General features: G+C 41.7%; 16 protein-coding genes. 3 read left to right on the top strand and 13 right to left on the bottom strand.

Annotated features, from left to right (window positions below; genetic code table 11):
* Positions 1-32 precede the first annotated feature (32 nt).
* A complete protein-coding gene (locus BLS32_RS18535) occupies positions 33-191 on the bottom strand; it encodes a hypothetical protein (RefSeq protein WP_170227582.1) in 159 nt (52 codons plus the stop codon).
* 123 nt (positions 192-314) lie between these two features.
* Between BLS32_RS18535 and BLS32_RS12820 the strand changes: the two genes are divergently transcribed.
* A complete protein-coding gene (locus BLS32_RS12820; protein WP_174799819.1) occupies positions 315-1,169 on the top strand; it encodes a sulfurtransferase in 855 nt (284 codons plus the stop codon).
* Here the strand turns inward: BLS32_RS12820 and BLS32_RS12815 are convergent.
* The 4 genes from BLS32_RS12815 to BLS32_RS12800 all read right to left on the bottom strand — a co-directional run bounded on the left by BLS32_RS12815 (position 1,166) and on the right by BLS32_RS12800 (position 7,799).
* Entirely contained in the window at positions 1,166-1,591 is a 426-nt protein-coding gene (locus tag BLS32_RS12815; protein ID WP_091396498.1) for a DoxX family protein, read from the bottom strand. The two genes, BLS32_RS12820 and BLS32_RS12815, sit on opposite strands and share 4 nt — an antisense overlap.
* A 209-nt stretch (positions 1,592-1,800) precedes the next feature.
* Positions 1,801-3,030, bottom strand: a complete 1,230-nt coding sequence (locus tag BLS32_RS12810; protein WP_091396497.1) for an efflux RND transporter periplasmic adaptor subunit — start codon at positions 3,028-3,030, stop codon at positions 1,801-1,803.
* Positions 3,031-3,038: 8 nt separating this feature from the next.
* Positions 3,039-7,385 (bottom strand): CusA/CzcA family heavy metal efflux RND transporter, encoded by a 4,347-nt coding sequence (locus BLS32_RS12805; RefSeq protein WP_091396495.1) that lies wholly within the window; start codon positions 7,383-7,385, stop codon positions 3,039-3,041.
* Positions 7,386-7,478: 93 nt separating this feature from the next.
* Positions 7,479-7,799, bottom strand: a complete 321-nt coding sequence (locus BLS32_RS12800; protein WP_091396493.1) for a DUF6660 family protein — start codon at positions 7,797-7,799, stop codon at positions 7,479-7,481.
* A gap of 110 nt (positions 7,800-7,909) precedes the next feature.
* Between BLS32_RS12800 and BLS32_RS12795 the strand changes: the two genes are divergently transcribed.
* Positions 7,910-8,767, top strand: a complete 858-nt coding sequence (locus tag BLS32_RS12795) for an EamA family transporter (RefSeq protein WP_091396491.1) — start codon at positions 7,910-7,912, stop codon at positions 8,765-8,767.
* Positions 8,768-8,959: 192 nt separating this feature from the next.
* Positions 8,960-9,328: a VOC family protein gene (locus BLS32_RS12790; protein WP_091396490.1), complete on the top strand. Its 369-nt coding sequence runs from the start codon at positions 8,960-8,962 to the stop codon at positions 9,326-9,328.
* Positions 9,329-9,369: 41 nt separating this feature from the next.
* On the opposite strand, the gene BLS32_RS12785 is transcribed toward BLS32_RS12790, so the two are convergent.
* The 8 genes from BLS32_RS12785 to BLS32_RS12750 form a co-directional block, all read right to left on the bottom strand.
* A complete protein-coding gene (locus BLS32_RS12785) occupies positions 9,370-9,705 on the bottom strand; it encodes a hypothetical protein (RefSeq protein WP_091396488.1) in 336 nt (111 codons plus the stop codon).
* Positions 9,706-9,919: 214 nt separating this feature from the next.
* Positions 9,920-11,494, bottom strand: a complete 1,575-nt coding sequence (locus BLS32_RS12780; RefSeq protein ID WP_091396486.1) for an alpha-glucosidase — start codon at positions 11,492-11,494, stop codon at positions 9,920-9,922.
* A 200-nt stretch (positions 11,495-11,694) separates the two neighbouring features.
* Positions 11,695-13,416, bottom strand: a complete 1,722-nt coding sequence (locus BLS32_RS12775; RefSeq protein ID WP_091396484.1) for a glycoside hydrolase family protein — start codon at positions 13,414-13,416, stop codon at positions 11,695-11,697.
* A gap of 15 nt (positions 13,417-13,431) precedes the next feature.
* Complete coding sequence (locus tag BLS32_RS12770; RefSeq protein ID WP_091396483.1) at positions 13,432-14,730, bottom strand: MFS transporter; 1,299 nt, start codon at positions 14,728-14,730, stop codon at positions 13,432-13,434.
* The gene (locus tag BLS32_RS12765) at positions 14,730-15,788 is read right to left on the bottom strand and encodes a glycoside hydrolase family 130 protein (protein ID WP_091396481.1); all 1,059 of its coding nucleotides are present in this window, start codon (positions 15,786-15,788) and stop codon (positions 14,730-14,732) included. The genes BLS32_RS12770 and BLS32_RS12765 overlap by 1 nt, the downstream gene beginning before the upstream one ends.
* Before the next feature lie 92 nt (positions 15,789-15,880).
* On the bottom strand, positions 15,881-17,356 hold the full coding sequence (locus BLS32_RS12760; RefSeq protein ID WP_091396480.1) for a RagB/SusD family nutrient uptake outer membrane protein: 1,476 nt from the start codon (positions 17,354-17,356) through the stop codon (positions 15,881-15,883).
* An 11-nt stretch (positions 17,357-17,367) separates the two neighbouring features.
* Positions 17,368-20,448 carry a SusC/RagA family TonB-linked outer membrane protein gene (locus BLS32_RS12755; RefSeq protein ID WP_091396478.1) on the bottom strand — a complete coding sequence of 1,027 codons (3,081 nt, stop codon included), beginning with the start codon at positions 20,446-20,448 and terminating at the stop codon, positions 17,368-17,370.
* 183 nt (positions 20,449-20,631) lie between these two features.
* Positions 20,632-24,825, bottom strand: coding sequence for a hybrid sensor histidine kinase/response regulator transcription factor (locus tag BLS32_RS12750; RefSeq protein ID WP_245699446.1), 4,194 nt, complete (start codon positions 24,823-24,825; stop codon positions 20,632-20,634).
* Positions 24,826-24,876 lie beyond the last annotated feature (51 nt).

The raw sequence follows: 24,876 nt of genomic DNA, 5'->3' as shown, positions 1-24,876 counted from the left end.
ATCAATTCCGCTATATCAAATTCCTATTTTATTCAGAATGCAGCATCGGGAAAAAAGTTGTACATATCGTAACTGCTGTTTTCTTCGATCTTTTCATTGTTGATGCTGTCGCCGTCATTTTCATAACTGGTTTCCAGAAGATTTTCTTCCCAAGGCAAAAACTCGTTTTCTGAAGTGTAAATATTTTTCATAGCTTAATGATTTTTTATAATGATGTAAAAATACAATAGCGTATTTTCGTGGTCATTATAACGTTTTCGTTTGTTGTTGCACAATTCGTAGCCGGCCAGCGATTTACATCCAATTAAATTTTTATGAAATCTGAAAATATTCCTTCAATCATTCAGGCTCAGGCTTTGGCCAATTTATATCAGACGCAAAAAATCATCATAGCTGAAGCCGGAAATGGTGCTGCCGCCCGACAAGATTACGATCAATTGCATCTTCAAAATGCATTGTACCTCGATCTCGATTCCCAATTGGCGGAAGTTCCTGAAAATGCCGCTAATGGCGGAAGGCATCCGTTGCCGAAAATTGAAAAATTTGGAGAAACACTTATTAGTCTTGGAATTTCAAAAGACGATCATATCATCATTTACGACCGGAAAAACGGCGCCAATGCCGCAGCGCGATTTTGGTGGATGTTAAAATCGGCAGGATTTGAAAAAGTCCAGGTGTTGAATGGCGGATTTCAGGCAGCGCTGCAAGCAAATCTTCCGATGGATGATCATTTGGTGATTCCGCAAAAAGTTAATCCGTACCCAGTGGATTCCTGGAAACTTCCGACTGTTGGCATCAAAGAAGTTGAAGCATTTGCATCAGATCCAAAATCAATCGTAATTGATGTCCGCGAACCCATCCGCTACGACGGAAAAACAGAACCCATTGATTTGGTTGCCGGACACATTCCTGGAGCAATTAACATTCCGTTTGCTGAAAACTTAAATGCTAACGGGGAATTTTTGTCGCCTGAAGTGCTCAGATCCAAATATGAAAGGGCGCTTAACGGAACTGATCCTGAAAATATTGCCGTGCATTGTGGTTCCGGAGTTACTGCCTGCCACACGCTTTTAGCCATGGATTACGCCGGACTCAAAATCCCGAATTTGTATGTGGGTTCGTGGAGTGAATGGTCGCGAAATGAAAAACCAATCGCAACGAATACTTAAACATTACCCTTATGCCTGTGCAAATGATCCCATGCGCCGCTCGCCCACAAAGCCCAGAAGATCAAAACCGGCTGAAAGAACAAACGCATGATCCGCAGCGAATCGGAATTCAATCCGAAAGCATCGCGTTCATTTAAGTATTGTGCAATATTTCCGGGAAAAACCATCACGAAAAATACGGCTGCAAAAATGCCGATTTGTATGCGGTAACGCTTTGCAAAAATGATGACCAAACCTAACAGAATTTCGACAATACCCGAAAGCACTACGGTTAAATCTTTGTCCATCGGCACCCAATCGGGAACCTGTGCCTGAAATTCAATCCTTGCAAAAGCGAGATGACCGGTTCCGGCGATGACCAGCATCAGTCCGAGCAAAATCCTGAAAATATTTTGTGTTTTTGTTGTATGATGCCTATCCATGAAATGCTTTTATTTTCGAATTTGAAGACTAAAAATACTACAGGCGTTCTCGTTTTCATTACACAATTTTACTTTAATTTATAGCGATTAACGGAAACGCATTAAAAAAACAAGGCTTCAACGAAATTGCATTTGCCAAATTATTAGGTTTAAGCGGTGATTTGTATGAAGCCCTGCTGCACTATAATTTAAAATTCGCTTTTGCCTTTTTAATGTTCGTGACCGCCGCCGCCTTCACTTTTCAGCAGGTGGCTCTGGATATAATAAGCGCCTTTCAGTACGATTTTAGCATCGGCCGGAATTTCCTGTAAAACGGAAGCCTGTACAAATCCAAGTTGGGCCGTTCCGGTTTTGATTTCAATTCTTTGGAAATGATAGGTTTTGATTTTTACATTTTTGTCCTTGGCAGAATCTTCTTCATCGATATTTTCAAGGATAAAGACAAACTCGCGCCCTTCGGCTTTTACAATGGCATCGACTGGCAAAGCGTTTACGGTATTTGCGCCCACGTCGATCAGTGCGTTGACATACATTCCGGGAATGAGCTGCTGTTTGTCGTTTGCAATATCGGCATGTACGGCAACCGATTTGGTTTCATTTTCAAACGCTTTCCCAACGCTGAAGATTTTCCCGCTGATTTCAGAATTGTCCTGGTTCGTCAATACAAACCTTACATTTTGCCCGGTTTTGACTTTGTGAAGGTCTTTTTCATACACCAATAAATCGACGTGCAATTGCGAATTGTCAACAATGCTGAGCAACGGTTTTCCGGCTTCGACATTGCTTCCGATCTTGATATTGACCTCTGTAATAAATCCCGAAATCGGCGCAAGCACCGGAACTGTTGATGATGGCGTGGCACCTGTATTAATATTCAGCGTCTGCAACTGATGCTTTAACGAATTGAACCGCGATTTTTCGATCTCATATTCCGATTTGGTTTTCTGGAAAATTTTCTTCGAATTGACTTCTTCCTCGCTCAGGATGCGCTGTCTTTCATATTCGAGTTTCAGGAATTCCAGATTGCTTTTTGAAGTTAAATATTGTTCCTGCATGCGCGTAAATTCCGGACTTTCAACAGTTGCGATCAATTGTCCTTTCTTCACTTTTTGTCCTTCGATAATCGCTATGGTTTTGACAATTCCAGAAACAAAAACCGAAACGTCGGCCTGGTTTTGTGGCGGCAATTTCGTGTATCCGTTAGCATTGATGACTTCACTCAGGTTTTTTGGCGTAAAGGTTCCAAGCACAATTTCAGAAGCATTGTATTGCGCTTCGTTGAGTTCGACTTCTTTGATATTGCTTTCGTGTTCAGGTTTTTGCGTCGTTTCCGTTTTTACTTCAGCGGGCAACTTTTCTTCTTTTTTTCCACATCCAAAACAAAGCAAGAGCATTGCAATTGCTGAAGTCTGAACGATGGTATTTTTAAATATTTTCATGTTGTAATTTATTGGTTGATAAGGTAACGAATGTTAATCACCGTTTGGTTGTACTTATAAATGGCTTCACTGTACCGCAGTAAAATGGCGGTAGCAGTTTCAATATTTTGTGTATATTCTACATAAGAAATATCGCCGTTTTGGTAAGATTTTGTAGCATTGCCAAGGATTTTTTCAGCATTTGGCGCGCCTGATGTTTTGAAATATTCAATTTCAGATTGTGCCGTTTGAAACTGCTCCATTTCTTCTGAAAGCCTGATGCCGAGCTGCGCCTTGACATAAGCGGTATTTTCCTTTTCGCGTTCGATGCCGATTTTTGCAGCTTTGGCTTTTGCCGAAATGCTTCCGCTAAAAACTGGCAGGGAAAGCCCGACCGTAAATCCCTGAAACCGCAGCGCATTGTCATAATTAACCGGCGTTCCATTTACTTCCTGGCTTCCGGCAATCGACTGAATGAAATAGCCAGCGGAAATATCCGGATATAAATTGGCGCGCTCGGCTTTGGTATTTGCTTCGGCAATCTGGATTTGCTTTTCAGCCAATTTTGCCGCAGTGCTCTGCCCGATCAATGTGCTGTCGCCTTTCAGGTTAAAAACCAATGGAACAAATTCAGAATCTAAAAGGATAAAATCTTGAGTAGCGTTCAATAGCATTTTCAACTTCGATTTTTCAATCCGCAGCAGCGCTTCATTTTGTTTCACACGCTGTCTAAATTCTTGCTGCTTGGCGCCTGCAATGTTTTTTTCAAGGGAATTGGTTTCGCCTACGCGGAATTTTAGCTCCGCCGATTTCACGAATTTGTCCATGACTTTTCCATGTTCGCCCAACGTTAAAATCTGGTGCTGGTAAAATAAAATGTTGTTCCAGGCATTTCGGATTTCAAAAAGGATTTCCTGTTTCGTGGCTTCAAGTTGCAACGCACTTGCATTGCTGTTTTCCTGTAAAAGCTTTCGGGTTGCACCAATTTTAAACGGATTGATGCTTTGCGAAATGCCGATATTTTTATCCTGGGCATTTGAACTGATTTGTCCGAATGTTCCGGTAAGTTCTGTTTTTGGAATATCAAATGCAGTACGGATGAGCTGCGTATTCATTTTCAAATCAAGCTCGGAAACATGGATCGATCGGTTGTTTTTGATCCCGATGCTTTCCGCCTGTTCGAGTGTCATCGGTGTTTGCTGGGCCGAAGCATTTTCACAAATAAAACATCCGATGAAAATCAACCCGATCGCAGTCACATTGGCTTGAGCCTTAAATCCTTTTTCAAAGAAATAATACAACACCGGAAGTACGATCAAGGTTAACAAAGTCGCTGTGATCAATCCGCCGATGACGACAGTTGCCAATGGTTTCTGGACTTCCGCACCAGCGCTCGTACTGATCGCCATCGGAAGAAATCCCAGCGAAGCCACGGCCGCAGTCATCATGACAGGCCGCAGCCTGACTTTTGTTCCTTCTTTGATTCGTTGTTCTAAATTTTCCATTCCTTCTGATTTTAATTGGTTGAAATATCCGATGAGTACGATTCCGTTGAGCACGGCCACACCAAATAAGGCGATAAACCCTACACCTGCCGAGATGCTGAACGGCATGTCCCGAAGCCATAACGCAAAGACGCCGCCAATCGCTGACAGTGGAATCGCTGTAAAAATCAGCAGCGATTGCTTCAGCGAACGGAATGTAAAATACAACAAGACCAGGATCAATCCCAACGCCACAGGCAAGGCAATCGCCAGTCTTTTATTCGCATCGACGAGATTTTCAAACTGGCCGCCATATGTAATGTAATACCCTTCTGGCATTTTTAAACGCGCATCGAGCAGTTTGCCGATTTCGGCTACTACCGATGAAATGTCACGGCCGCGAACGTTAAAGCCAACGACAATGCGGCGTTTTCCGTCTTCACGGGAAATTTGCATCGGGCCGTCTTCATAAGCGACATCGGCAATTTGCTCGAGCGGAATCTGGTTTCCAGATGGCAAAGTCACAAACAGCGATTTGATGTTTGAAATGTCGCCACGGCTGCTTTCGTCGAGTCTTACGACCAGATCAAAACGCTTTTCGCCTTCATAAACTACGCCTGCAACTTCTCCGGCAAAACCCATGCTGATGACTTTGTTCAAATCGCCAATCTTCAATCCGTAAAGTGCCAATTTGTCTTTGTTGTATCTGATCGTGATTTGTGGCAAACCTGCAACACGCTCGGCTTTTGCATCAGAAACGCCTTCAACGCCGTTGATTATTTTTAGGGCTTCGTCACCTTTGCTGACGAGCAAATCGATATCATCGCCGAAAATCTTAACGGCCACATCACTGCGTACGCCGGTCATGAGTTCGTTGAAACGCATTTGTATGGGTTGGGAAAACTCGGTTGATGCACCTGGAATGTCGGCAAGTGCGGCTTCCATTTTTTCCATCAGTTCTTCTTTGGTTTCGGCAGATGTCCATTCGCTTCTGTCTTTGAGTAAAATGATCATATCGCCTGCTTCGACTGGCATCGGATCGGTTGGGATTTCTGCTGAACCGATCTTGGTAACGATCATTTTGATTTCGGGGAATTTGGCTTTTAGGATTTTCTCTGCTTTTGTCGTTGCTTCGATTTCCTGTGAAAGTGAACTTCCCGAGGCGATGATCAAATGTGTCGCAATATCGCCTTCGTCTAATGTTGGGATGAATTCGCCGCCCAGATTATTGAAAACAATCAAAGCCAATGCGAATAAAACAACCGCAATAGCAATTACGGCGTTTTTCATTTTTAATGCTTTGTTTAGAATCGGTGCATACCATTTGTAAAGCGTATTAATGATTTTGTCGCTAATGTTGTGTTTATGCCCGGTTTGTTTATCGAGTACTAACGACGAAACCATCGGGACATAAGTCAGCGACAGCAAAAACGCACCGATGATTGCAAAAGAAACCGTTTGTGCCATCGGGCCGAACATTTTGCCTTCGATTCCGGTTAACGAAAGGATCGGTAGGTAAACGATCAGGATGATGATTTGCCCGAATGCGGCGCTTTTCATCATTTTGCCTGTGCTTTTAGCCACTTCTTCATCCATTTCAGTTTGTGTCAACCGTTTTTTGGAAGCGATGTGTTCAAGTCCGAATAAAGTCGCTTCGACAATAATTACCGCGCCATCGACAATCAATCCGAAATCAATCGCGCCCAAACTCATTAAATTTCCGCTGACGCCAAAGAGCTTCATCATTGAAATCGCGAATAACAACGCCAACGGAATGACCGATGCGACGACCAGTCCGGCGCGCCAGTTTCCGAGCAGCAACACGAGTACGAAAATCACGATCAGCGCACCTTCGATCAGGTTTCGCTCGACGGTGCTAATTGCCCTGTCGACCAATTTCGTCCGATCCATAAAAGGTTCGATCGAAACGCCATTTGGCAATGATTTCTTAATCTGCTCCATTTTTTTCTTGACCAATGCAACGACTTCCCCACTGTTTTGGCCTTTGAGCATCATGACCATTCCGGTGACTTCTTCGCCTTTTCCGTCTTTAGTGACTGCGCCGTAGCGGATACTGCTTCCAATACGCACGTCGGCCACATCGCGAATCAAAATCGGAATGCCGTTCTGGTTTTTGACCACAATCTTTTTAATGTCGTCGATGCCATTTACCATTCCGATGCCACGGATGAAATAAGCGTAAGGCTTTTTGTCGATATAGGCGCCACCGGTATTTTCGTTGTTGTTTTCGAGCGCATCAAAAATCTCTGTAATCGTCGTATTCATGCTTTTGAGCTTGTCGGGCTGCACAGCGATTTCGTATTGTTTGAGGTAACCGCCGAGGGTGTTGACTTCTGCAACGCCTTTCGTTCCCATGAGTTGCGGCTTGATGATCCAGTCTTGAATCGTCCGAAGATCCGTTGCGTTGAATTGGCTTTCAAAGCCTTTTTTCGGAAAGACCACATATTGGTAAATTTCGCCCAATCCGGTGCTTACAGGAGCAAGCTCTGGCCTTCCGGCATTTGCAGGAATCGATTCTTCGGCTTCTTTGATACTTTCGCCGATTTGGGCCCGCGCCCAGTAAATGTCGGTACTTTCTTCAAAGACAACAGTTACTACGCTAAGTCCGAAACGGCTGATCGAACGCAACTCGATAACCCCGGGAATTGATTTTACTGATTGCTCGATCGGATAGGTGATGAATTGCTCGACTTCCTGAGTGGCTAATTTTGGTGAAGTCGTGATGATCTGAACCTGGTTGTTCGTGATATCCGGCAAGGCATCTATGGGCAAAGTATAAAGCGAATAGCTTCCCAAAGCCACTAAAACTAAGGTAAACAGCCCGATAATAAATTTATTACCGATGCTGAAATGTATGATTTTTTCTAACATTTGAATCGTATGAATGAATGAAAACCAAAGACAGGAATTTGCCTTCAGATGTATAAGTACATGCGTTTTCAACCCGGAATGACCCGGGCTACATTATGCGATTTGCGGCGGTTGCCAGACAGACCCGAAATATCCGGAAATAAAAGAAGTTTTATAGAAAGGAATTTGCGTTTTAATCACCGGTAAAACTGTAGCGAAATGATACACTACCGGCTGTGCAAAGTGAAAAATCTGCACGCCGCAACAACTGCAGATGCAAAAAGGCGAACACGAATCTTCCTGGTTTTCATGGGAATGGGTTGCTTTTTTTAAAGCTATTGATTGGCTATTGCCGGAAATGGTTTCTCCGTCGGCGCAAGGCTTGCAGGCCAACAGGGAAATATACAGCGACAATAAAATTGCAATCCATTTCATGGGGTAAAGTTAAAATAATATTTGAATTATCGGCACATCCGATTTTTGCAAAAGTTACGATCAGAATAAATAGCGATTAATCGTAGCTTTGGTTCCTGCATCTACAAGCTATGAAAATAAAAACATTTGCCCTTCCGCCCTTGCCAGCCGTGCTTTTAGCGATCATTAGCGTGCAATGCGGCGCTGCAATTGCTAAAACCCTGTTTCCAGAAATTGGCGCTATTGCTACGGCGTCGTTGCGGATTGGAATTTCAGCAATTATACTTCTAGCGGTATATCGCCCGAAATTAAGCCAATTGAGCAGTAATCAATGGAAACTGGTTGTTCCGTATGGATTGTCGCTTGGCGCCATGAACCTGATCTTCTATCTTGCGATTGAAAGAATCCCGATCGGGCTTGCCGTGACGCTTGAATTCATCGGGCCGTTGATGGTTGCGATATTGGGTTCGCGCCGTGCGGTTGATTTTATCTGGGTGACGTTTGCTGCTGCGGGCATTTTGCTGATCGCACCATGGACAAACAGCAATGTCGATTTACTCGGAGCCGGCCTGGCGGTTTTGGCAGGATTGCTATGGGCCGGTTATATTGTTTTAGGCGGACGCGTTTCTAAAGTCATGGACAGCGGAAGCGCCGTGGCGACCGGAATGCTGTTTGCTTCGCTGCTGATCCTGCCGTTTGCAATATTCAACGGGAAATTGACTACCATTAATCCGGGACATTTAGGCCTGGGGTTTGCGCTGGCGTTATTGTCGAGCGCGATTCCGTTTACCCTGGAAATGAAAGCGCTTGGGCAGCTTCCGGCGCGTACCTTTAGTATTTTAATGAGCCTGGAACCGGCGGCAGCTTCTTTATGCGGATTGCTTTTTTTGCATGAATATTTAAGCTTTAATGAAACCCTTGCTGTTGTTTTTGTAATTGTGGCATCGGCAGGATCGACGGTTACGGCAAGGCGCGTTGAAAATTCTTGAAAGTTTGAATATGAAATCTTAAAGAATTAGATATTTGTTAAGATTTTTGATTAAGATCAGGCAATGCTTTTTACAAGCGGATTGAAAAAACGCTCGACCATTCGGATAAAAATATACTGTTATACATTTATTATTGAAAAATCTTAAAAGCAAATTTTTATATTGCAGCATAATTGATGAAATAGAAATTATATGAAAGTCAAATCCATCCGTGCTTTTGTAGGCGCAAAAAATTTTGAAATATCGCGCAATTTTTACCGTGATCTGGGTTTCCAGGAAAATGAGTTGGGACCAAACATGTCTTATTTTCATATTAACGGATTTGGATTTTACCTCCAGGATGCTTATGTAAAAGACTGGATCGACAATACGATGGTCTTTATGGAAGTAGATGATGTGTTGCAATGCTATAATGATCTGCAGCGTTTAAACCTTTCAGACAAATATGAAAATGTAAAACTTGTTGCCATTCGTGAAGAACATTGGGGAAAGGAATGTTTCCTACATGATCCGTCGGGCGTGCTATGGCATTTTGGTGAATTTTACAATTCTGAAAAATAAAAAAAGCCTCAATTGCTGAGGCTTTTCGTTTAAGGATCAATTTATACGGCGCTTCCCGGACCGCTGGGATCCATATCGGAAGGTATTCCCGGATGTTCCTGCGGATCTACGGTTCCCCAATCGCGATCGGTGCTGTCTTCTTCATCATCGTCTTCTTCATCCTCATCGTCTCCTTCTTCAGGATCGTCATAACTGCTGGCGTAAATGGAATGCTCTTCCAGGTCTTCGCCTGTACCAAAACCGTTGGCTTCGGCACTGCGCAGATCCAGCTTTTGGTCATTTGGCTCCTGTGTTTTATTTTCTTCGTTTTCGGCTTGTTGCCAATGGTTTTCAGAATCTGAATTTGAAACTGTATTCCTGTTGCTTGTATTTTCCATGATGTAACTTTTTGATTGTTGTATAGTTATAAAATTATAGGAAACACGTTCAGAAATTTTATGCAGTTTGCAGAAAACGTTGTCTAATTATACGATTGACGCTTTTTTTTCAGCGGAAACTGCCATTTTGTTACTTTATTTTGAAATATCGATGGTATGGGTTTTCTGATGGCGCGGATTTACAATCCGTGCGGCTTGGTAAAAAAAATCTGCTCTATTTCAGGACAATACGATAAATTAAAAAATGATCTGTAGGCAAGGAAGTGTTCCCAAGCAGGATTTTTGCAGCTGACGGAAGTTTTATTGTAGTGGATTTTCCAAAGTTAGCAACTACAGTAATGCTTTCGCCATTGTAATTCCTGATAAATGAAATGCAGTCTCCTGACAATTCAAGCTTGCTGTACCTGCCATATTGCAAAACAGGTTCGCAATTTCTTAAACTGATAAGTTTTTTATAAACGCTCCATATCGAACTTTCATGGTTTTCCTGGGAGTAAACATTGTTTTGTGAATAATCCCCAATTTTAATCCACGGTTTGGCTGTCGAAAACCCGGCAAATTCTCCAGCATTCCATTGCATCGGGCTGCGCGATTTGTCTCGGTTGTTTGCATTCCCTTCAACAAGCGCTTCTTCGGGAGTTTTCCCTTTTGAGATTGCAAGATTATAATGTGTTTTTCCCTGAATGTCGGCGATTTCATCAAATGACTTTGCGGTAACATTGTGCATCCCTATTTCTTCACCATAATAAATAAAAGGAACACCTTTGGCAGTGAGCATTAATGCGGCTAACGCTTCTGCCCTTTCTGGATTTCCATCACATAAACGGTCGATCATCCTGGGCATGTCGTGGCTTCCGAAGAATAAGGTTGGATAATTGCTCATATTCTTTTCCATGCTTTTCAATTCGTCAAAAATCCTTTTTGCAGAAAATTGAGCGATGCTTCCGAAGTTAAAATTAAATACGACATCGAGCAAATCTTCCGATTGGTATTGTTTCAGGACTTCGATTTTATCGCTTCCGATTTCTCCAACAATAAAGCGGTCTTTGTATGCGCTTACCGCCGATTTTATCGTTCGCATCGCATTTTTCACACCCGATTGATCGATGTCGTACAGATGTTCCTGCTTACCGTCTTTCATCGGATTGTCTTTCGTGATTCCGTCGGTATTTAAAAAATTGATGACATCCAGTCGAAATCCGTCGACTCCTGCATCAAGCCAGAATCTTAAAATATTCAGGACTTCTGAAACGACTTTTGGGTTGGCCCAATTTAAATCGGCCATCCTGACATCAAATTTGTGGTAATAATACTGATTCGTCGCAGTGTCTTTTGCCCATGCTTTCCCACCAAAGAACGATTCCCAATTGTTGGGTTCGTCTTTCCAGATGTAATAATCGCGATACGGATTGTCTTTTGATTTTTTGGATTCCTGAAACCATTTGCAGTCGGTTGAGGTATGGTTTAAAACCATGTCCATAATGACTTTGATTCCGCGTTTGTGCGCTGCTGCAAGGAAATTATCGAAGTCGGCCTTGGTTCCGTAAGTCGGATCAATGGCATAGTAATCGGCAATGTCGTAACCGTTGTCGACTTTCGGTGATTTAAGGAACGGTGTGAGCCAGATGCCTTTGATGCCCAGTGTTTTTAAGTAATCCAGTTTCAATGTCATCCCGGCAAAATCACCATAACCATCGCCATTGCTGTCGGCATAGCTCGGCATGTAAATCTGGTAAAAAACAGTTTCTTTCCACCATTTTTTTGAAGCGTCAGGAAGTTGTGCTTTCATCAGATGTGAAGCAAAAAAGCAAAGAAATAAGATTGCAGTTTTTGATTTGATGGCTGAATAGTTTAAATGATTGTGCTTTTGCAAATATGTTATAGAAATTTAACGATTAAGGCATTAAGAGCCATTAAGTTTTAGTGCTTCATGTTTCTTAATGCCTTAATGATTAAAAATTGATTTAGCTAAAAGTTACCGCTAGTGCATTATTTTTTGATTTGGTATTGATAATCCACAACGACATTATTAACAAGCATTTTGGTTCCTGAATAGGTAATTTTTCCTTTAGCCGGAATCATAACCAATACTGCTGAATTTTTTGAAGTCAGTGTTATTTTAGCCGAATTGCTAACGTTCTTAGCGACAAAAGCGCCCGAAACCGTATCATACAAATCGACTTTTTTGCCTTTTGCAACTGAAACGGTTATGGTTTTGTTTTCCGTAAACGGATTGTAATACAAATACGAAGGATAGGCTTTGTCGTGGAAAAAATCGGTTGCCAATAAATCGAGTTGTAAAATACCATCGGCAGTTGTTGGTTTGATAATGCTTCCAAAAATCCCAACATGCCCGCTTCCATAAACGCTTAATTGCGATTCAGGCGGATTTTGTCCGGGCATCCAAAGCGGGCCGTCGCCTTGTGCAACAGGCGCTTTAATATCCTGGTATTCCGGATAATTGGATTGTTTGATAATGCCTTCATACGCTATGACATCTTTGCCTGCACTGGCGAGCTGCGGAATGATTTCGTGTTCGTCGGGCATGTATTTCGGATAGAAGAATTTTGACGCATTCGCGGCATTGAGCATCCATTTTCCGATCGCATTTGCGTAAGACTGGTTGTAACGAACGATTGGAACCAACGGCCAGGCCGCATCATAAGTATTCATTAAGAATCCGTAACCGCCGTGGTCTACCGTACTTCCAACGATTCCTGAAATATCAATACCATTCCAGTTTCCAACCAAAACGCCCCAGCCTTCGCGGCAAATTGGCGTTCCGTCAAAAGTCCAGTGCAGCATTTTGTTGATGTCATAATCCTGGTTTTCTTCCGCATTGATCCTCGCTGCCAACGACGCGCCGAAAGGCATCAATAATTCATAAGTTGGATTCAGTTTTTGAGATTGCAAAGCCGCCAGTGCCGATTTTGCACCTTTCAAGTATTTTGCATCCCCGAACTTTTTATAAGCCATGTACAAAACCCAGGCATGTCCTGCAGCTGCATCTGGCTGTGCACAGATGTTGTTTTTCATCGGTTTCATATTGCCGTAGTCAAAATATGAATAATCGTAATTTCCGTTCAGGATCACGTCGGCTTCATAAAATTTGTCGGCAATTTTGCGGGCCATTTCTTCGAGTCCGGGCTCGGTTGGATATTTGTCGTAAATTGCATAGAACATCACATTCGGATATACATCGTACCACCAGTCACGGCCATACCCACCGCCTAACAATGCAACTTTTGGCGTGGTATTGTTCATCATGATATTCCAGCCGGATTCTGCACTGAAATAATTCTTCAGCATGGCTACATAATTCAGTTTTTTCTGATTGGTCTTGTCGATGCCCACTAAAGTTGCCCCTAAAGTTGCTCCCATTGATGCCAATGCCTCATGAAACATTCCGTCATTATGTGCAGCGCCCTGTCGTACATCGCCAATTGCCGTGTACATTCCTACGACATCCTGCGGATAATTTTTCTGGCTTTTGTCGATCCATACCAATGGCCAGAATTTGCCTTTGGCATCAAAATCAAAAACAGTTTTATCGAAATCGAGTGCGAGTTTGTTGTAATCGATGATCTGGAAAGGTTTTGGCACGTCGGCCATTTGATCGACACGCGGAATGGCTTGTTGTTTGACCTGGGCATTTGCAATACCGCTTAAAAGCAATAAGCAAATCCCAGTAGATTTAAGAGAGATATTCATGTAAGAGTTTTTATATTAAACGAGATTTGTAGCGGTTTCTTCGAGGACTTTTTCGTCAACGACACCTTCGGCAGGTTCTTCAGGAGCGATTTTATTTCCCTGTGCAATGATGTTTTTACTGATGAAAATAGAACAAAGCTGTAATAACGCAATAATTCCGACGGCATAACGCAGCGCGACATCTTCGGAAACGGCAAAATACAATACTAAAAAGGTTCCTGCTCCAAGTAATCTTCCAAGATATAAGCCTGCTTCGTGGTTTAGGATATAAGTAAATTCTCCGCGTTTTTCGATTTTTGAAACAATGTCGATGACTCTCAATTGAATTGGATAATACGCCAGATCCATTAATGGTTTCGCGATCAGCAACAGCAGTAAAAACATGATAACGCCGGTTTTATTGAATAAGGCTGCATTAAGGCAGGCACCGATGGCGAATAAGATCAATCCGGCAGAGAAGGTTTTGATCCTGTCAGAAGGTTTTGAAAAGCGTCCGATAAAATAAATGATGATGGCAGCTAAAATCGCCCCGATAGATTGTGCTTTTCCAAGTTCGCCTTCCTCACCCAATATCTTGAAAATCAGCATGGCAGGCGCGGTTACTAAAAATCCTTGTGCAAGTCCTTTGAACATCGCCAATGAAAGCAATTTGTTCCAAAGCGGGTGAAATTTAAAAAAAATGTATTTCTTTTGGATCGGGTTTTCGAACCGGCCTCTGAAACAAACAACTGACGCCAGCATTGTAATGACAAATACAACTCCGGTAATGATTACATAAGCACCGTGTTTGGAATCGGCACCTGTTTTTGATTGGATAAACCACCCAATTGTTGCAGGAACGACAATCGCGATGATCGTATAAAAGAACGTTTCAAGGCCGTAATAATAGTTGCGGTTTTCATCATCGGTAATGGATAATGCAAGGTAATCTCGGTTTGACCAATACAAGCCGAAGGAAAGTCCCATGGTCATTCCGGCCACGCCAATTCCGATCAAATCAAGGTTTTTAAGCGACATCATAATGATCATTGAAACGCCGCTGAGCATCATTCCAAGCGAATACAATTTCCTGATATTGAAATATTTAAGAAGCAAACCGTTAAGCAAAAACGTCAATGGGATTCCGGTGTAAATTGCAAGCTGGTAAATTACCACTTTCGAAGTATCATTTGAATTCCGCATGATGTAAGCGGCTACAAAAATGTCTATCACAGGTTGCACGAGTGCGTAAACGACATTGGTTAAAACCAGTATTTTAAAATTGTGGCTTTGGCTTTTAAAATGATTGACTTCTGATGTCAGTTTCTTTAGCATTAGTTGTATTTTAAAAGTGAAATAATGGCGTTGATGGAAAACTTCGCGCCGCAAACAAACTCATCGGATGCACCGTAATAGATTGTTACCGTGTCGCCATCTGGCTCTATGATATGTCCGTTTGTAAAAACCACATTTCCGAAGAAACCACTAATTTCATAATCGGCTGTCGGAACCATGATCGGCAATTCGGTTCTTGCGATAACTTTTGTCGGATCTTCAATATCCATTAAAAAGGCACCTAAACAGTATTGATGGTTTTCATTCGCACCGTGGTAAATCTCAAGCCAGCCTTTTGAAGTTTTGATTGGGGCTGCCCCTGCACCTACGCGTTTGCTGTCCCAATGTCCTTTTCTGGTTCGAATGATACAATGGTGGTTTCCCCAATGGATGCCGTCAGGAGACGAAGCGATCCAGATGTAATTTCCGCCGATATCGACGCTGCTCGGGCGGTGCAAGGCATAAAACAAGCCATTGATTTTTTCTTCAAAAATGGCGCAATCTTTATTGTGGGCTGGCAGAATCATGCCGTGTTTTTCAAAATTTTTCCAGTCGGTTGTTGTACGAAGGCCTACGCCAACGCCGTTATCCGAAACCGATGTGAATGTCAGATAATATTTTCCGTCTATATGTGCCACGCGGCAATCTTCAATGCCGAATGCTTCGAGAATTCCTTCGCCAACTAAGGCCGGATAATCTTCAGGTTCATAAAATTTGATTCCATCGTCGCTGCAAAGCAAACGCAGATGCGACAAAGTAGTGAGGTAATCTGTGCCTTGGTAATTGATCACGCGTGCATCTGTAACGATGAGTTCGGCGTGGTCTTTATGGATTTCAATTATGGTGATGCTTCCGGTTTCGGTAAGGATCGGAAACGAAATGGTGTCGTCTTTTTGGCTTGGCCTTTCGGCAACGCGTACAATCAGCCAGGTTTTTCCCTTGAACTGAAATACGCCGGGATTAAGCAAGCAGGTAATTTCCAGGCCTTCGGTACTTGCCGGGATATCTTTGGGAGATAGCAATGGGTTTTCTACAAAGCGTTGTGCGATGTCTTTCATAATCGATCTGGTGTGAGAATTTAAAAAAAGGCCAACTCAGAACTAATTCAAATAAAACTGAGCCGACCTTTTTTAACTAACTTAAACTTATTTTAATACCCTGGATTTTGGGTAAGTGTTCCTGCAGAAGTTTCGATTTCAGTTTGTGGAATAGGATATAACATGTGTTTGTCCTGGAAATTTTTTCCTGCAGCATTCATGACCTGTTTGGCAATTCCCCATCTTTTTAGATCAAGCATTCTTTGATTTTCAAATCCAAGTTCGACCCTTCTTTCCGAAATAAGCCAGCCTTTAATAATGGCTTTATCAGAAGATGCGGGCCTGTCTGGCAATGTTCCAGCTGGAGGCAAAACACCGTCTGCAGCAGGCGAGGTTCTTGCTCTTTTTCTGATTTGATTGATGATGGCAACAGCACCTGCATAGTCACCAGTTTCATTTAAAGCTTCAGCTTTCCAAAGCAAGGCATCGGCATAACGGATGTAGATTTTGTTGTTTGGTGCATCGTCATTGCCTTTGTTTGCTCCGTTGAGGCTGCCTAGCATTTTATTTACGTTTTGGTCGGCAACGTTTACAGTCAGTGATTTTCTTGGATCATTTGGTTCAAAAGCGTTTAAGAAATCAGTACTTGGAGCAAAAAATCCCCATCCAAGCGGCGCACAAATTCCATTTCCTCTTCTTGGTGTGGCATTGGTTTGATGATCAAATGCAAAAATGACTTCATTGTCGGTAAATTCTGTACTGAAATTGTCAAAATAATTGGCATCCAGACTGAATCCCAAAGCCGATAACTGGTCTACTAATGCAGGAACAGCTGCCCAGTTTTGGGTATACAATTCTGATTTTGCCAACAAAGCGATTGCAGCACCTCTTGAAGCACGCCATTTTTCAGTGTCTGAAGAATATTTAGAATTTGGCAGTAAATCGCGGGATAAAACCAGGTCGTTTTTTATCTGGGCCCAAACCAATGATTTATCTGCGCGAACCGCAACCTCAAACGCTTCATCAAAGCTTTTGACAGGACGAACAATTAATGGCACATCACCAAAGTTTGTAACCAAAGAGAAATAGTAATAAGATCTCAAAAAGTAACATTCTCCCATCAATTGGTTTTTACCGGTAGTTGTGATTCCAGTGATGGATTCAATATCTGGATTCTGCAAGTGCTCAATGGCAGTGTTAAGCCTTTTAATCGCCTGATAATCATATCGCCACAATCCATTTGGCCCACCATTGGAAGAAGTAAAAGTGAAGTTGTTAATTTCGTCTATCCAAAGTTGGTCGCCATCAGGGTTCCATTTTCTTTCCATATCGTCAGAGGCAATATCCTGCATGATGTAGTCTGGCTGAAATACAAGTCCGCCTCCCCAATCCCAATTTCCTAGAATGTTTAACCTATTCGACAACAAATCATAGGAAGCCCTGGTGAGGTTTTCCATGATAGCAGTAGTAGGCGTATTGCCTGCTTGCTCAAGCGTGACTGCTCCAACAGGATCTAAGTCTAAGTCTTTTTCACAGCCAGCGACAGAAATAATTCCCGCCAGCAATATTAATTTATAATACTTTTTCATGATTTTTTTTTTTAAATTTTTATTCTTGCACCAAATATTACTGCTGCTGCCTGTGGATAGGTTCCTTGATCTTTAAGATTAGTCGATTCTGGATCTAATCCTGAGTAGTCAGTCCATGTTACTAAATTCTGCCCAGAAAGATAGATACGCAAGTTGGCGATTCCAACTAAAGATTTCCCAAAGGTATATCCGATTTCTATATTTTTAAGTCGCAAATAGGAAGCATCTTCAACAAAAGCACTTGATATTTCCTGTCCTCCGTTTGAGTTGAATGTAAGCCTCGGCCTAGTATTACTTGTGCCTTCACCATGCCAGCTGTCTAAAACACCTGTTGTGGAATTGAAAGGTCGTGTATCATAATCCAGGATTTGCTTTAAGTCATTATAACGATCAACATCTTCTACTCCTTGAAACAAAAATGACAGGTCGAAGTTTTTATACGATGCATTAAATGCCAATCCGTAAGTCATTTTAGGAATCGGGTTGCCAATAAATGTTTTATCGTTCGCATCAATCTGACCATCACCATTAACATCTTTAAATTTCATGTCTCCAGGTAGTCTTCCATTGGCACCATTATACAGATACGAATCAATTTCAGCCTGGTTTTGGTAAATTCCAATGAATTGATACCCGTAATAAGCATCTATCGGCTGACCGACAGTTGTTCTTGTATTGGCACTGGTGTTGTCAATGTTTTTCACCCTGTTATAAAGTTTGGTCACTTCATTATTTAAAGTGGCCAGATTTGCTGTTACACCATATTTAAATGCATGATCATTGTTTTGGAAATTTAGTGAATACTCAAATCCATCATTTTGTACTTCACCAGTATTGACATAACTTGGCTGGATTTGCCCAACAGAAACCGCCGGTAATTTTACCTGCAATAGCATATCAGTTGTTTCCTTTTTAAAGTAATCTACAGAGAAAGATAATTTATTTTTGATCAAGCCTAAATCGATACCAAAATTGGTTTGTTTCGTACTTTCCCATTGAAACTTAGGGCCCGCATAACGGATGATTTCTGTACCAAATTCATTAGTAGTTACAAAAGTTTCAAACGCATCATCAGGTACTTCCTGATTTCCGTTTATACCCCAACTCGCACGTAATTTAAGATTTGACAACCAGCTTACGTTTGACATAAAGTTTTCATTTGTAACGATCCAGTTTGCCGATGCAGATGGAAAATATCCCCATTTTTCTAGAGGACTAAACCTTGATGAACCATCAGCACGAATGGTACCTGTAACAAAATATCTGTTTTTGTAACCATATGTTCCAGAAGCAAAAAACGATAAAAGGCTATATCTTGACAAACTCCCTGAGCTGTAAGGATATGGAGTTGTTGAGCTACCTACGCCACCAAAGTCCAAAAATCGGTATGGTTCTGAAGTATTGTCAAAATTTGATCTAGCACCGCCTATTGCCGAAGATTTACTTTTGATAAGCTCTGAACCCAAAAGCGCATTTACACTATGATCACCAAATGTTTTTACATAATTTAAGGTGTTCGACCATGTAAATGTGGTCGCTTCGCCCCTGTTTTCATTCAAGCTATTTGGCCTGTTGTTCCTTCCCATACCATAATATTGGTCGCTAGGGTTAATAATATTGGCGTCACCATAATTTTCTGCAAACGTTTTATTATGTAAATACTTCACATCAGCTCCAAGATTGGTCTTAAATTTCAGGCTGTTGTCTTTCAAAAATGCATATTCAGCAAATACATTTCCAAATAGTTGGAAAGTACTTCTTGTATCATCTGTAAAGTGCACGATTGCTAACGGATTTGAACTATACTCATAATTCCTGCTGTATCCACCTGCATTTTGATCCGGACCTGTGTAAAAAGGCAAATCGGTGTAAGGATCGTTTGCAGAATAAGTAGGATCCGATGGATCTTTATAAACACCAATCACAGGAGGGCGAATTAATGCGTGACGGATTACACCAGGAGCATCTCCGCTTGAAGATAATCTGTCCTGTTTTACATAACTAAGCTGCACATTGCTTCCTACTGTAAAACGGTCGGTTACATTCGCATTTAGGTTTGTTCTGAAATTGACACGCTTATAACGGTCATTATTTTCGGTTACAATCCCGTCAATGCCATAATATCCTCCAGATACTAAGTACTGCATCTTATCATTACCGCCGCTAGTTGACAATTGGATGTTATTTGATAAGCCTGTCGTAAATAATTCTTTTTGCCAATCGGTATCGGCCAAATCTGTACTTGTTCTGCGATCAAATGCGTATGGACTTTCGGCATTTGCAGCATTTCCAGCACTATTGTGCCATGCCTGATCTTTTACATTAAGATATTGATCGGTATTAAGCATTTTTGGAAGGTTCAATGCAAAATGAATTCCTGTAAAAGCATCTACATCAATAGAAGATTTACCGATAGATCCGCGTTTTGTTGTAATTACGACCACTCCACCTGCTGCGCGTGAACCATAAATCGATGCAGACGCCGCATCTTTTAATACCGTAATGTTTTTAACATCTGAACTGTTTAGAAAAGAAATGTCGCGTGTTGGAATTCCATCCACAACATATAATGCATCATTGTTTCCAATGGTACCCTGGCCACGAATCCGAAGCTGGATGCCATCTCCCGGTGCACCAGTACTGGCTGCTACAAAAACACCGGCAACTTGTCCTTGCAAGGCTTGCGTAACATCGGGAACTTTGGTTTTGGATAAATCTTCCATATTAACCTGGCTGACAGCTCCGGAAATTGAATTTCTTTTTTGTCCTACATAACCAGTAACAATTACCTCGTCCAGTTTCTGAGAATCGGCAACCAATACGACAGCCATATTTGACGTTGCTAACGCTTCTTTTGTAATGTATCCAATGTAACTAAATACCAAAGTAGCATTTGGGCTCATGCTGGAAATCGTAAAATTCCCGTCAAAATCGGTAGTCGTATTGACCGAAGTTCCTTTTACAATAACATTTACTCCCGGTAGCGGCCCATTTGCATCGGCAACATTTCCTTTAAATGTTTGTGCGCTCAAAGCACTTCCTGATAATATTGTCCATATTAGGACAAGACTGTAAATAATTTTACTTTTCATACCAATAATGCTTTTTTGTTAATAATGAGTACTTTTTTTTTCATCTTGTTTAAAAATTAGTTTGAATAATTGTGAGAATGATTTTTTTGCCTGAATAATCAGGATATAAATGTAATCTCAGCGCGTAAAAAAACGTGTACACTATTTCTTCAAAAGTGTACACTAAAACGATATAGTTGATTTTCAGTTATTTGAAAAAGACAAGTGTTTCGACTTGTATTGGAGTTGGTAGTTCTTCGGCGTGGTGTTGTACATCTTTTTAAATTCCCTGTAGAAGTAAGACCGGTTGTTAAATCCCGACTCATAGCAGACTTCAGAAACCGTCAAAACGTTTTTTCGAAGCAATTCTGCCGCATGTTTCAATCGGATCGTACGAATTAGATCACCTGGTGAAAGCCCAAAAATCTCTTTGGTTTTGCGATACAATTGCGAGTTGCTGATTCCCAGTGTTTTTTCAATGAATGCACTTTGAAGGTTTTCATTGTCGATATTTTTCCGGATCAGTTCAATAACCAGTTTGATAAAATCCTTCTGCTCATTATTGATCGGGAATTCAGATAAATTGCCCACAACTGCATCTTGGGTAAAATGCTGCAGGATCAGTTCTTTTTCTTCGAGGAGTTTTTGAATCCGAACCAGCAAATGATCGGGATAAAACGGTTTCGGGATATACGAATTGGCACCGCTTTCAAGTCCTTCAATCCGATGCAGCACCGAATCTTTTGCCGTAAGCATGATCAGCGGAATGTGGCAGGTTCGAATGTCAGTCTTGATTTTCCTGCACAGCTCGACGCCATCCATTAACGGCATCATGACGTCACTGATGATCAGGTCAGGCAGTTCGCTTTCGATCAGTCCCAATGCTTCTACGCCATTGTATGCGGTCATGATCTTGTATTTATTGGCAAGCAGATCATTCAGAAACAAATGGATTTCTTTTTCATCTTCAACGATCAGGATCTTTTTGAGGTTGTTTTCGACGAGATCCAATGCTGAAATTTTATCCGGGACTTCATCGGGTTTCTCTGCAATTTCTTCAAGGATGTTTTTAAGATGCCGCGAAATCAAAATAGGCGACGTTTCCCGGTCGATTTCTTTTTCGACAAATGCGGCTTTGTCACACGGAATCAGTATGGTAAAAGTCGTTTCCTGATTTGGGATGCTCGACACGACAATTTCACCTCTCAAAACCGTCACGAGCTTTTTGATGTAGGCAAGGCCAATTCCGGTCCGGAACATTTCTGTATCTGTGGGTTGGTTTGTATCCGAAAGGAAAAAACGGTCAAACAGCGAGTCTAGTTTTTGTTTCGGAATTCCTTTTCCGGTATTTGTAACGGTGATGTTCAGCCTTTTTGAATCTTTTTCAATTTTGAATATGAGGTCGATTTTTCCATCTGTCGGCGTATATTTAAACGCATTCGACATCAGGTTGAAGATAATTTTCTCCAATTTGTCCTTATCAAACCAACCTGGCAATTCAGATGGCAAATCGACATGATAACTAATGTTTTTATCCAGTGCCCAATCATCGAAAAGCTCGGCGATTTGCTCCACAAGGTTTACCAGATCAAACTGTTTCACAGTGATTTCGAGATAATCGTATTCGGCTTTCCTGAATTCAAGCAACTGCTGCGTTAAGAACAACAATCTTGAGGAATTCCTGTGGATCATGTGGATGAATTTCTGGTTTTTCTCACCGAGATTCGTCGCTTCAGATAATTTTTGCACCGGTCCGACAATCAGCGTCAGCGGCGTTAAGAATTCGTGGGCAATGTTGGTAAAAAAGGTCAGCCTGTTCTCATGCAGTTCTTCTTCATTTTTCCGGAACAGAATGTTTTGCTGCAAGGATTGGCGTTTCAGGTAATAGCTTCTGACGAACAACCCGAAGAAAGCCAACAAAATCATGTAAACAATTATCGCCACATTAGACTGCCAGAATACCGGTTTGATCCGGATGTCGATCGCATGCACAGGCTTGCTCCAAACGCCATCTGCATTCGACCATTTGAGCCAAAGCGAGTAATTTCCTCTTGGAACATTTGTAAAAGAGATCATCTTGCGGTTGTCAATATCGTTCCAGTTTTTATCAAACCCTTTAAGCTGATAGGCATAATGGCATTTTTCACTGTTGATGTATGTAATTGCCGCCAATTGAATGTCAAAGAAGTTCTGGTTGTACTTTAATACAATCGATGGAAATGTTTGGGAATCAGGCGAAATCACCAAACCCTGATGGTATGGAACGGCTTGGTTTTGGCCGCTGATTTTATCGATCAGCAAATCAGGAACCACTGCCGATTCCTTGATTTTTTGCGGAAGAAAATAATTGAATCCTTTAATTCCGCCCATGAAAACGTAGCCCGATTTGGTGTCATTGTAGAAGGCGCCGTCTGCGAATTCGTTGTTCTGCAACCCTTCATTTCTAGAATAATTAGTGAATTTCGCCGGACTGACCACAAAATTGGACAATCCGAAATTGGTGCTGATCCAAAGGTTTGATTTTTTATCAGCTACAATTCCGTGGATGGTATTGTTTGGAAGCCCGTCTTTTACCGTATAACTTTTGAAAGTTGCTTTTCCGTCTTTCGTCATCGATTCGAGCACATTTAACCCAAAACTGGTACCAATCCAAAGCCTCTTGTCTGCATCGGTAACCAGGCACAAAATGTCATTATTGGACAAACTTTCAGGATTATTTGCCGCATTTTTATAGGTTTGAAATTGCCCCGATTTTTTATTGAAAAGGTTTAATCCACCAAGCCGCGTTCCAATCCAGAGCTCGTTATGATTTCGCGGAACGATCGAAAATACGATATTGCTGCTCAGCGTGCCGCGTGCCGCGCTGTCTGCTTTATATCTTCTAATATCGGTGATTTTTAATCCATTTGCCAATCTGGAAATTTTACAGCGAATCATTCCGTAACCGTTTGTTCCGAGCCAGATCAATCCGTCATCATCCTGATAGATCGCATAAACCGATTTAAAAAAATCACAACTTTCACTGCCCTGGATTTCGCGCCAAGAGACAACTTTAGATTTTAGTTTGTCGTAAATTGCAATTCCGGCGCCGTCGGTACCAATGAAAATGAGGTCGTCTTTTCCTTTGCACAATGCAAATACGGCATTGTTGATCGCACTATTTCCTTCGTTAAAATTGGTATAAGCCAAAGACTTTTCAGGATCAGAATAAAAATCTGCAGGAAGCCTGAAAAGGCCTTTTCCTTTAGTCCCGAGCCAAAAAGCATGATCCGTTTCGAGAAATGTGCGTACAATGCCGCCATCAAGTTCCGGTAATTGTGTTTTCGAAATGAGGTTGAATGGGTTTTTGATCGGGAACATCTTAAACATGCCGTCGCCATCCGTTCCCGTCCAAATGATATTTTCGTTGCCTTTTAATAAGGCGGTGATCTTTTGGTTTTTGATGTATTTTGACCAGGGTGCAGAAACGGTTTTTCCATCGGGATCAATCGTTAAATATCCGGATTTACCAGACAATACAAGCCCTTCAGGAACCAGCCCTACAATATTCTCAATATTTTCCTGAATTAAAACAGCTTCTTTTTTTTCGTCAAGCGAATGCAACGCTGCTTCGCCGGAAGTCGATACCGTGCAGATGTTTTTTCCAAGCGCATTAAATGTCTTGATATGACCGGAAACCAAAACCGATCTGGCGATGCTTTTTTCTCCATTCGATGTTTGCAGCGTCATGGCATACAATTCATTATTGTCAAACAGCAGCAGCAGTTTCCCGGTTTCGGAGAACTCCATTTTAATCACCGTATTTTTAATGAAATTTTTGCCTGGGATCGATTTGAATGTATTTCCGTCAAAGTATCCGATTCCCCAATCTTTCACCGCGCAATATACCTGTTTTGATGCATCGAGCGTCATATTGAATTCAGATTCAGACAGTGGCGGCTTGTTTTCCCTCGAAAAATAATAATTCGTGAATGCATCAGATTCTTTATCGTAGCGGTTAATGCCGTGCATAGTCAATATCCAGATGTGCCCGCTGTGGTCTTCGCCAACTTTAAGAATGACCTGGTTGCTTAGTGAATTTTGCCGATCAGGCTCGGGCCTGAAAATTTTAAAATTATTGCCGTCGTAGCGGTTGAGGCCGTCCCAGGTGCCAATCCAGAGCAGGTTTTGTGAATCCTGGAAAATGCAATTCACGGAACTGTTCGACAATCCTTTGGTGTTGTCAAGCTGCTCCATCGAATATTTTAAATCCGGCGCATTTTTAACTGCTTTTGAATTTTGCACTTCACTTAAATGACTTGCATCTACAACTGCTGGCGACGTTGCATCAGCTTTCTTCTGACGGCACGAAAAAAGCGCAGCCAAAATTAAAATATAGCAAAGAATTCTAGTTTTCAATGGAGTGGTATTTATGTTTGTCCAGTTGTCAGCAACTCAAATGTACAAAAC

Source organism: Flavobacterium noncentrifugens, assembly GCF_900100375.1.
In the GTDB taxonomy this organism is placed as follows: domain Bacteria; phylum Bacteroidota; class Bacteroidia; order Flavobacteriales; family Flavobacteriaceae; genus Flavobacterium; species Flavobacterium noncentrifugens.
The sequence above is the reverse complement of the archived record's forward strand: the minus strand, read 5'-3'. Positions and strand labels throughout refer to the sequence as shown.

What these genes read in the sequence shown, in the direction of transcription:
- BLS32_RS12760 (WP_091396480.1), bottom strand. Translation starts at nt 17,356, where the DNA reads ATGAAAAAGTATTATAAATTAATATTGCTGGCGGGAATTATTTCTGTC.
- BLS32_RS12785 (WP_091396488.1), bottom strand. Translation starts at nt 9,705, where the DNA reads ATGGAAAATACAAGCAACAGGAATACAGTTTCAAATTCAGATTCTGAA.
- BLS32_RS12795 (WP_091396491.1), top strand. Translation starts at nt 7,910, where the DNA reads ATGAAAATAAAAACATTTGCCCTTCCGCCCTTGCCAGCCGTGCTTTTA.
- BLS32_RS12775 (WP_091396484.1), bottom strand. Translation starts at nt 13,416, where the DNA reads ATGAATATCTCTCTTAAATCTACTGGGATTTGCTTATTGCTTTTAAGC.
- BLS32_RS12755 (WP_091396478.1), bottom strand. Translation starts at nt 20,448, where the DNA reads ATGAAAAGTAAAATTATTTACAGTCTTGTCCTAATATGGACAATATTA.
- BLS32_RS12790 (WP_091396490.1), top strand. Translation starts at nt 8,960, where the DNA reads ATGAAAGTCAAATCCATCCGTGCTTTTGTAGGCGCAAAAAATTTTGAA.
- BLS32_RS12765 (WP_091396481.1), bottom strand. Translation starts at nt 15,788, where the DNA reads ATGAAAGACATCGCACAACGCTTTGTAGAAAACCCATTGCTATCTCCC.
- BLS32_RS12810 (WP_091396497.1), bottom strand. Translation starts at nt 3,030, where the DNA reads ATGAAAATATTTAAAAATACCATCGTTCAGACTTCAGCAATTGCAATG.
- BLS32_RS12770 (WP_091396483.1), bottom strand. Translation starts at nt 14,730, where the DNA reads ATGCTAAAGAAACTGACATCAGAAGTCAATCATTTTAAAAGCCAAAGC.
- BLS32_RS12805 (WP_091396495.1), bottom strand. Translation starts at nt 7,385, where the DNA reads ATGTTAGAAAAAATCATACATTTCAGCATCGGTAATAAATTTATTATC.
- BLS32_RS12820 (WP_174799819.1), top strand. Translation starts at nt 315, where the DNA reads ATGAAATCTGAAAATATTCCTTCAATCATTCAGGCTCAGGCTTTGGCC.
- BLS32_RS12780 (WP_091396486.1), bottom strand. Translation starts at nt 11,494, where the DNA reads ATGAAAGCACAACTTCCTGACGCTTCAAAAAAATGGTGGAAAGAAACT.
- BLS32_RS18535 (WP_170227582.1), bottom strand. Translation starts at nt 191, where the DNA reads ATGAAAAATATTTACACTTCAGAAAACGAGTTTTTGCCTTGGGAAGAA.
- BLS32_RS12800 (WP_091396493.1), bottom strand. Translation starts at nt 7,799, where the DNA reads ATGAAATGGATTGCAATTTTATTGTCGCTGTATATTTCCCTGTTGGCC.
- BLS32_RS12815 (WP_091396498.1), bottom strand. Translation starts at nt 1,591, where the DNA reads ATGGATAGGCATCATACAACAAAAACACAAAATATTTTCAGGATTTTG.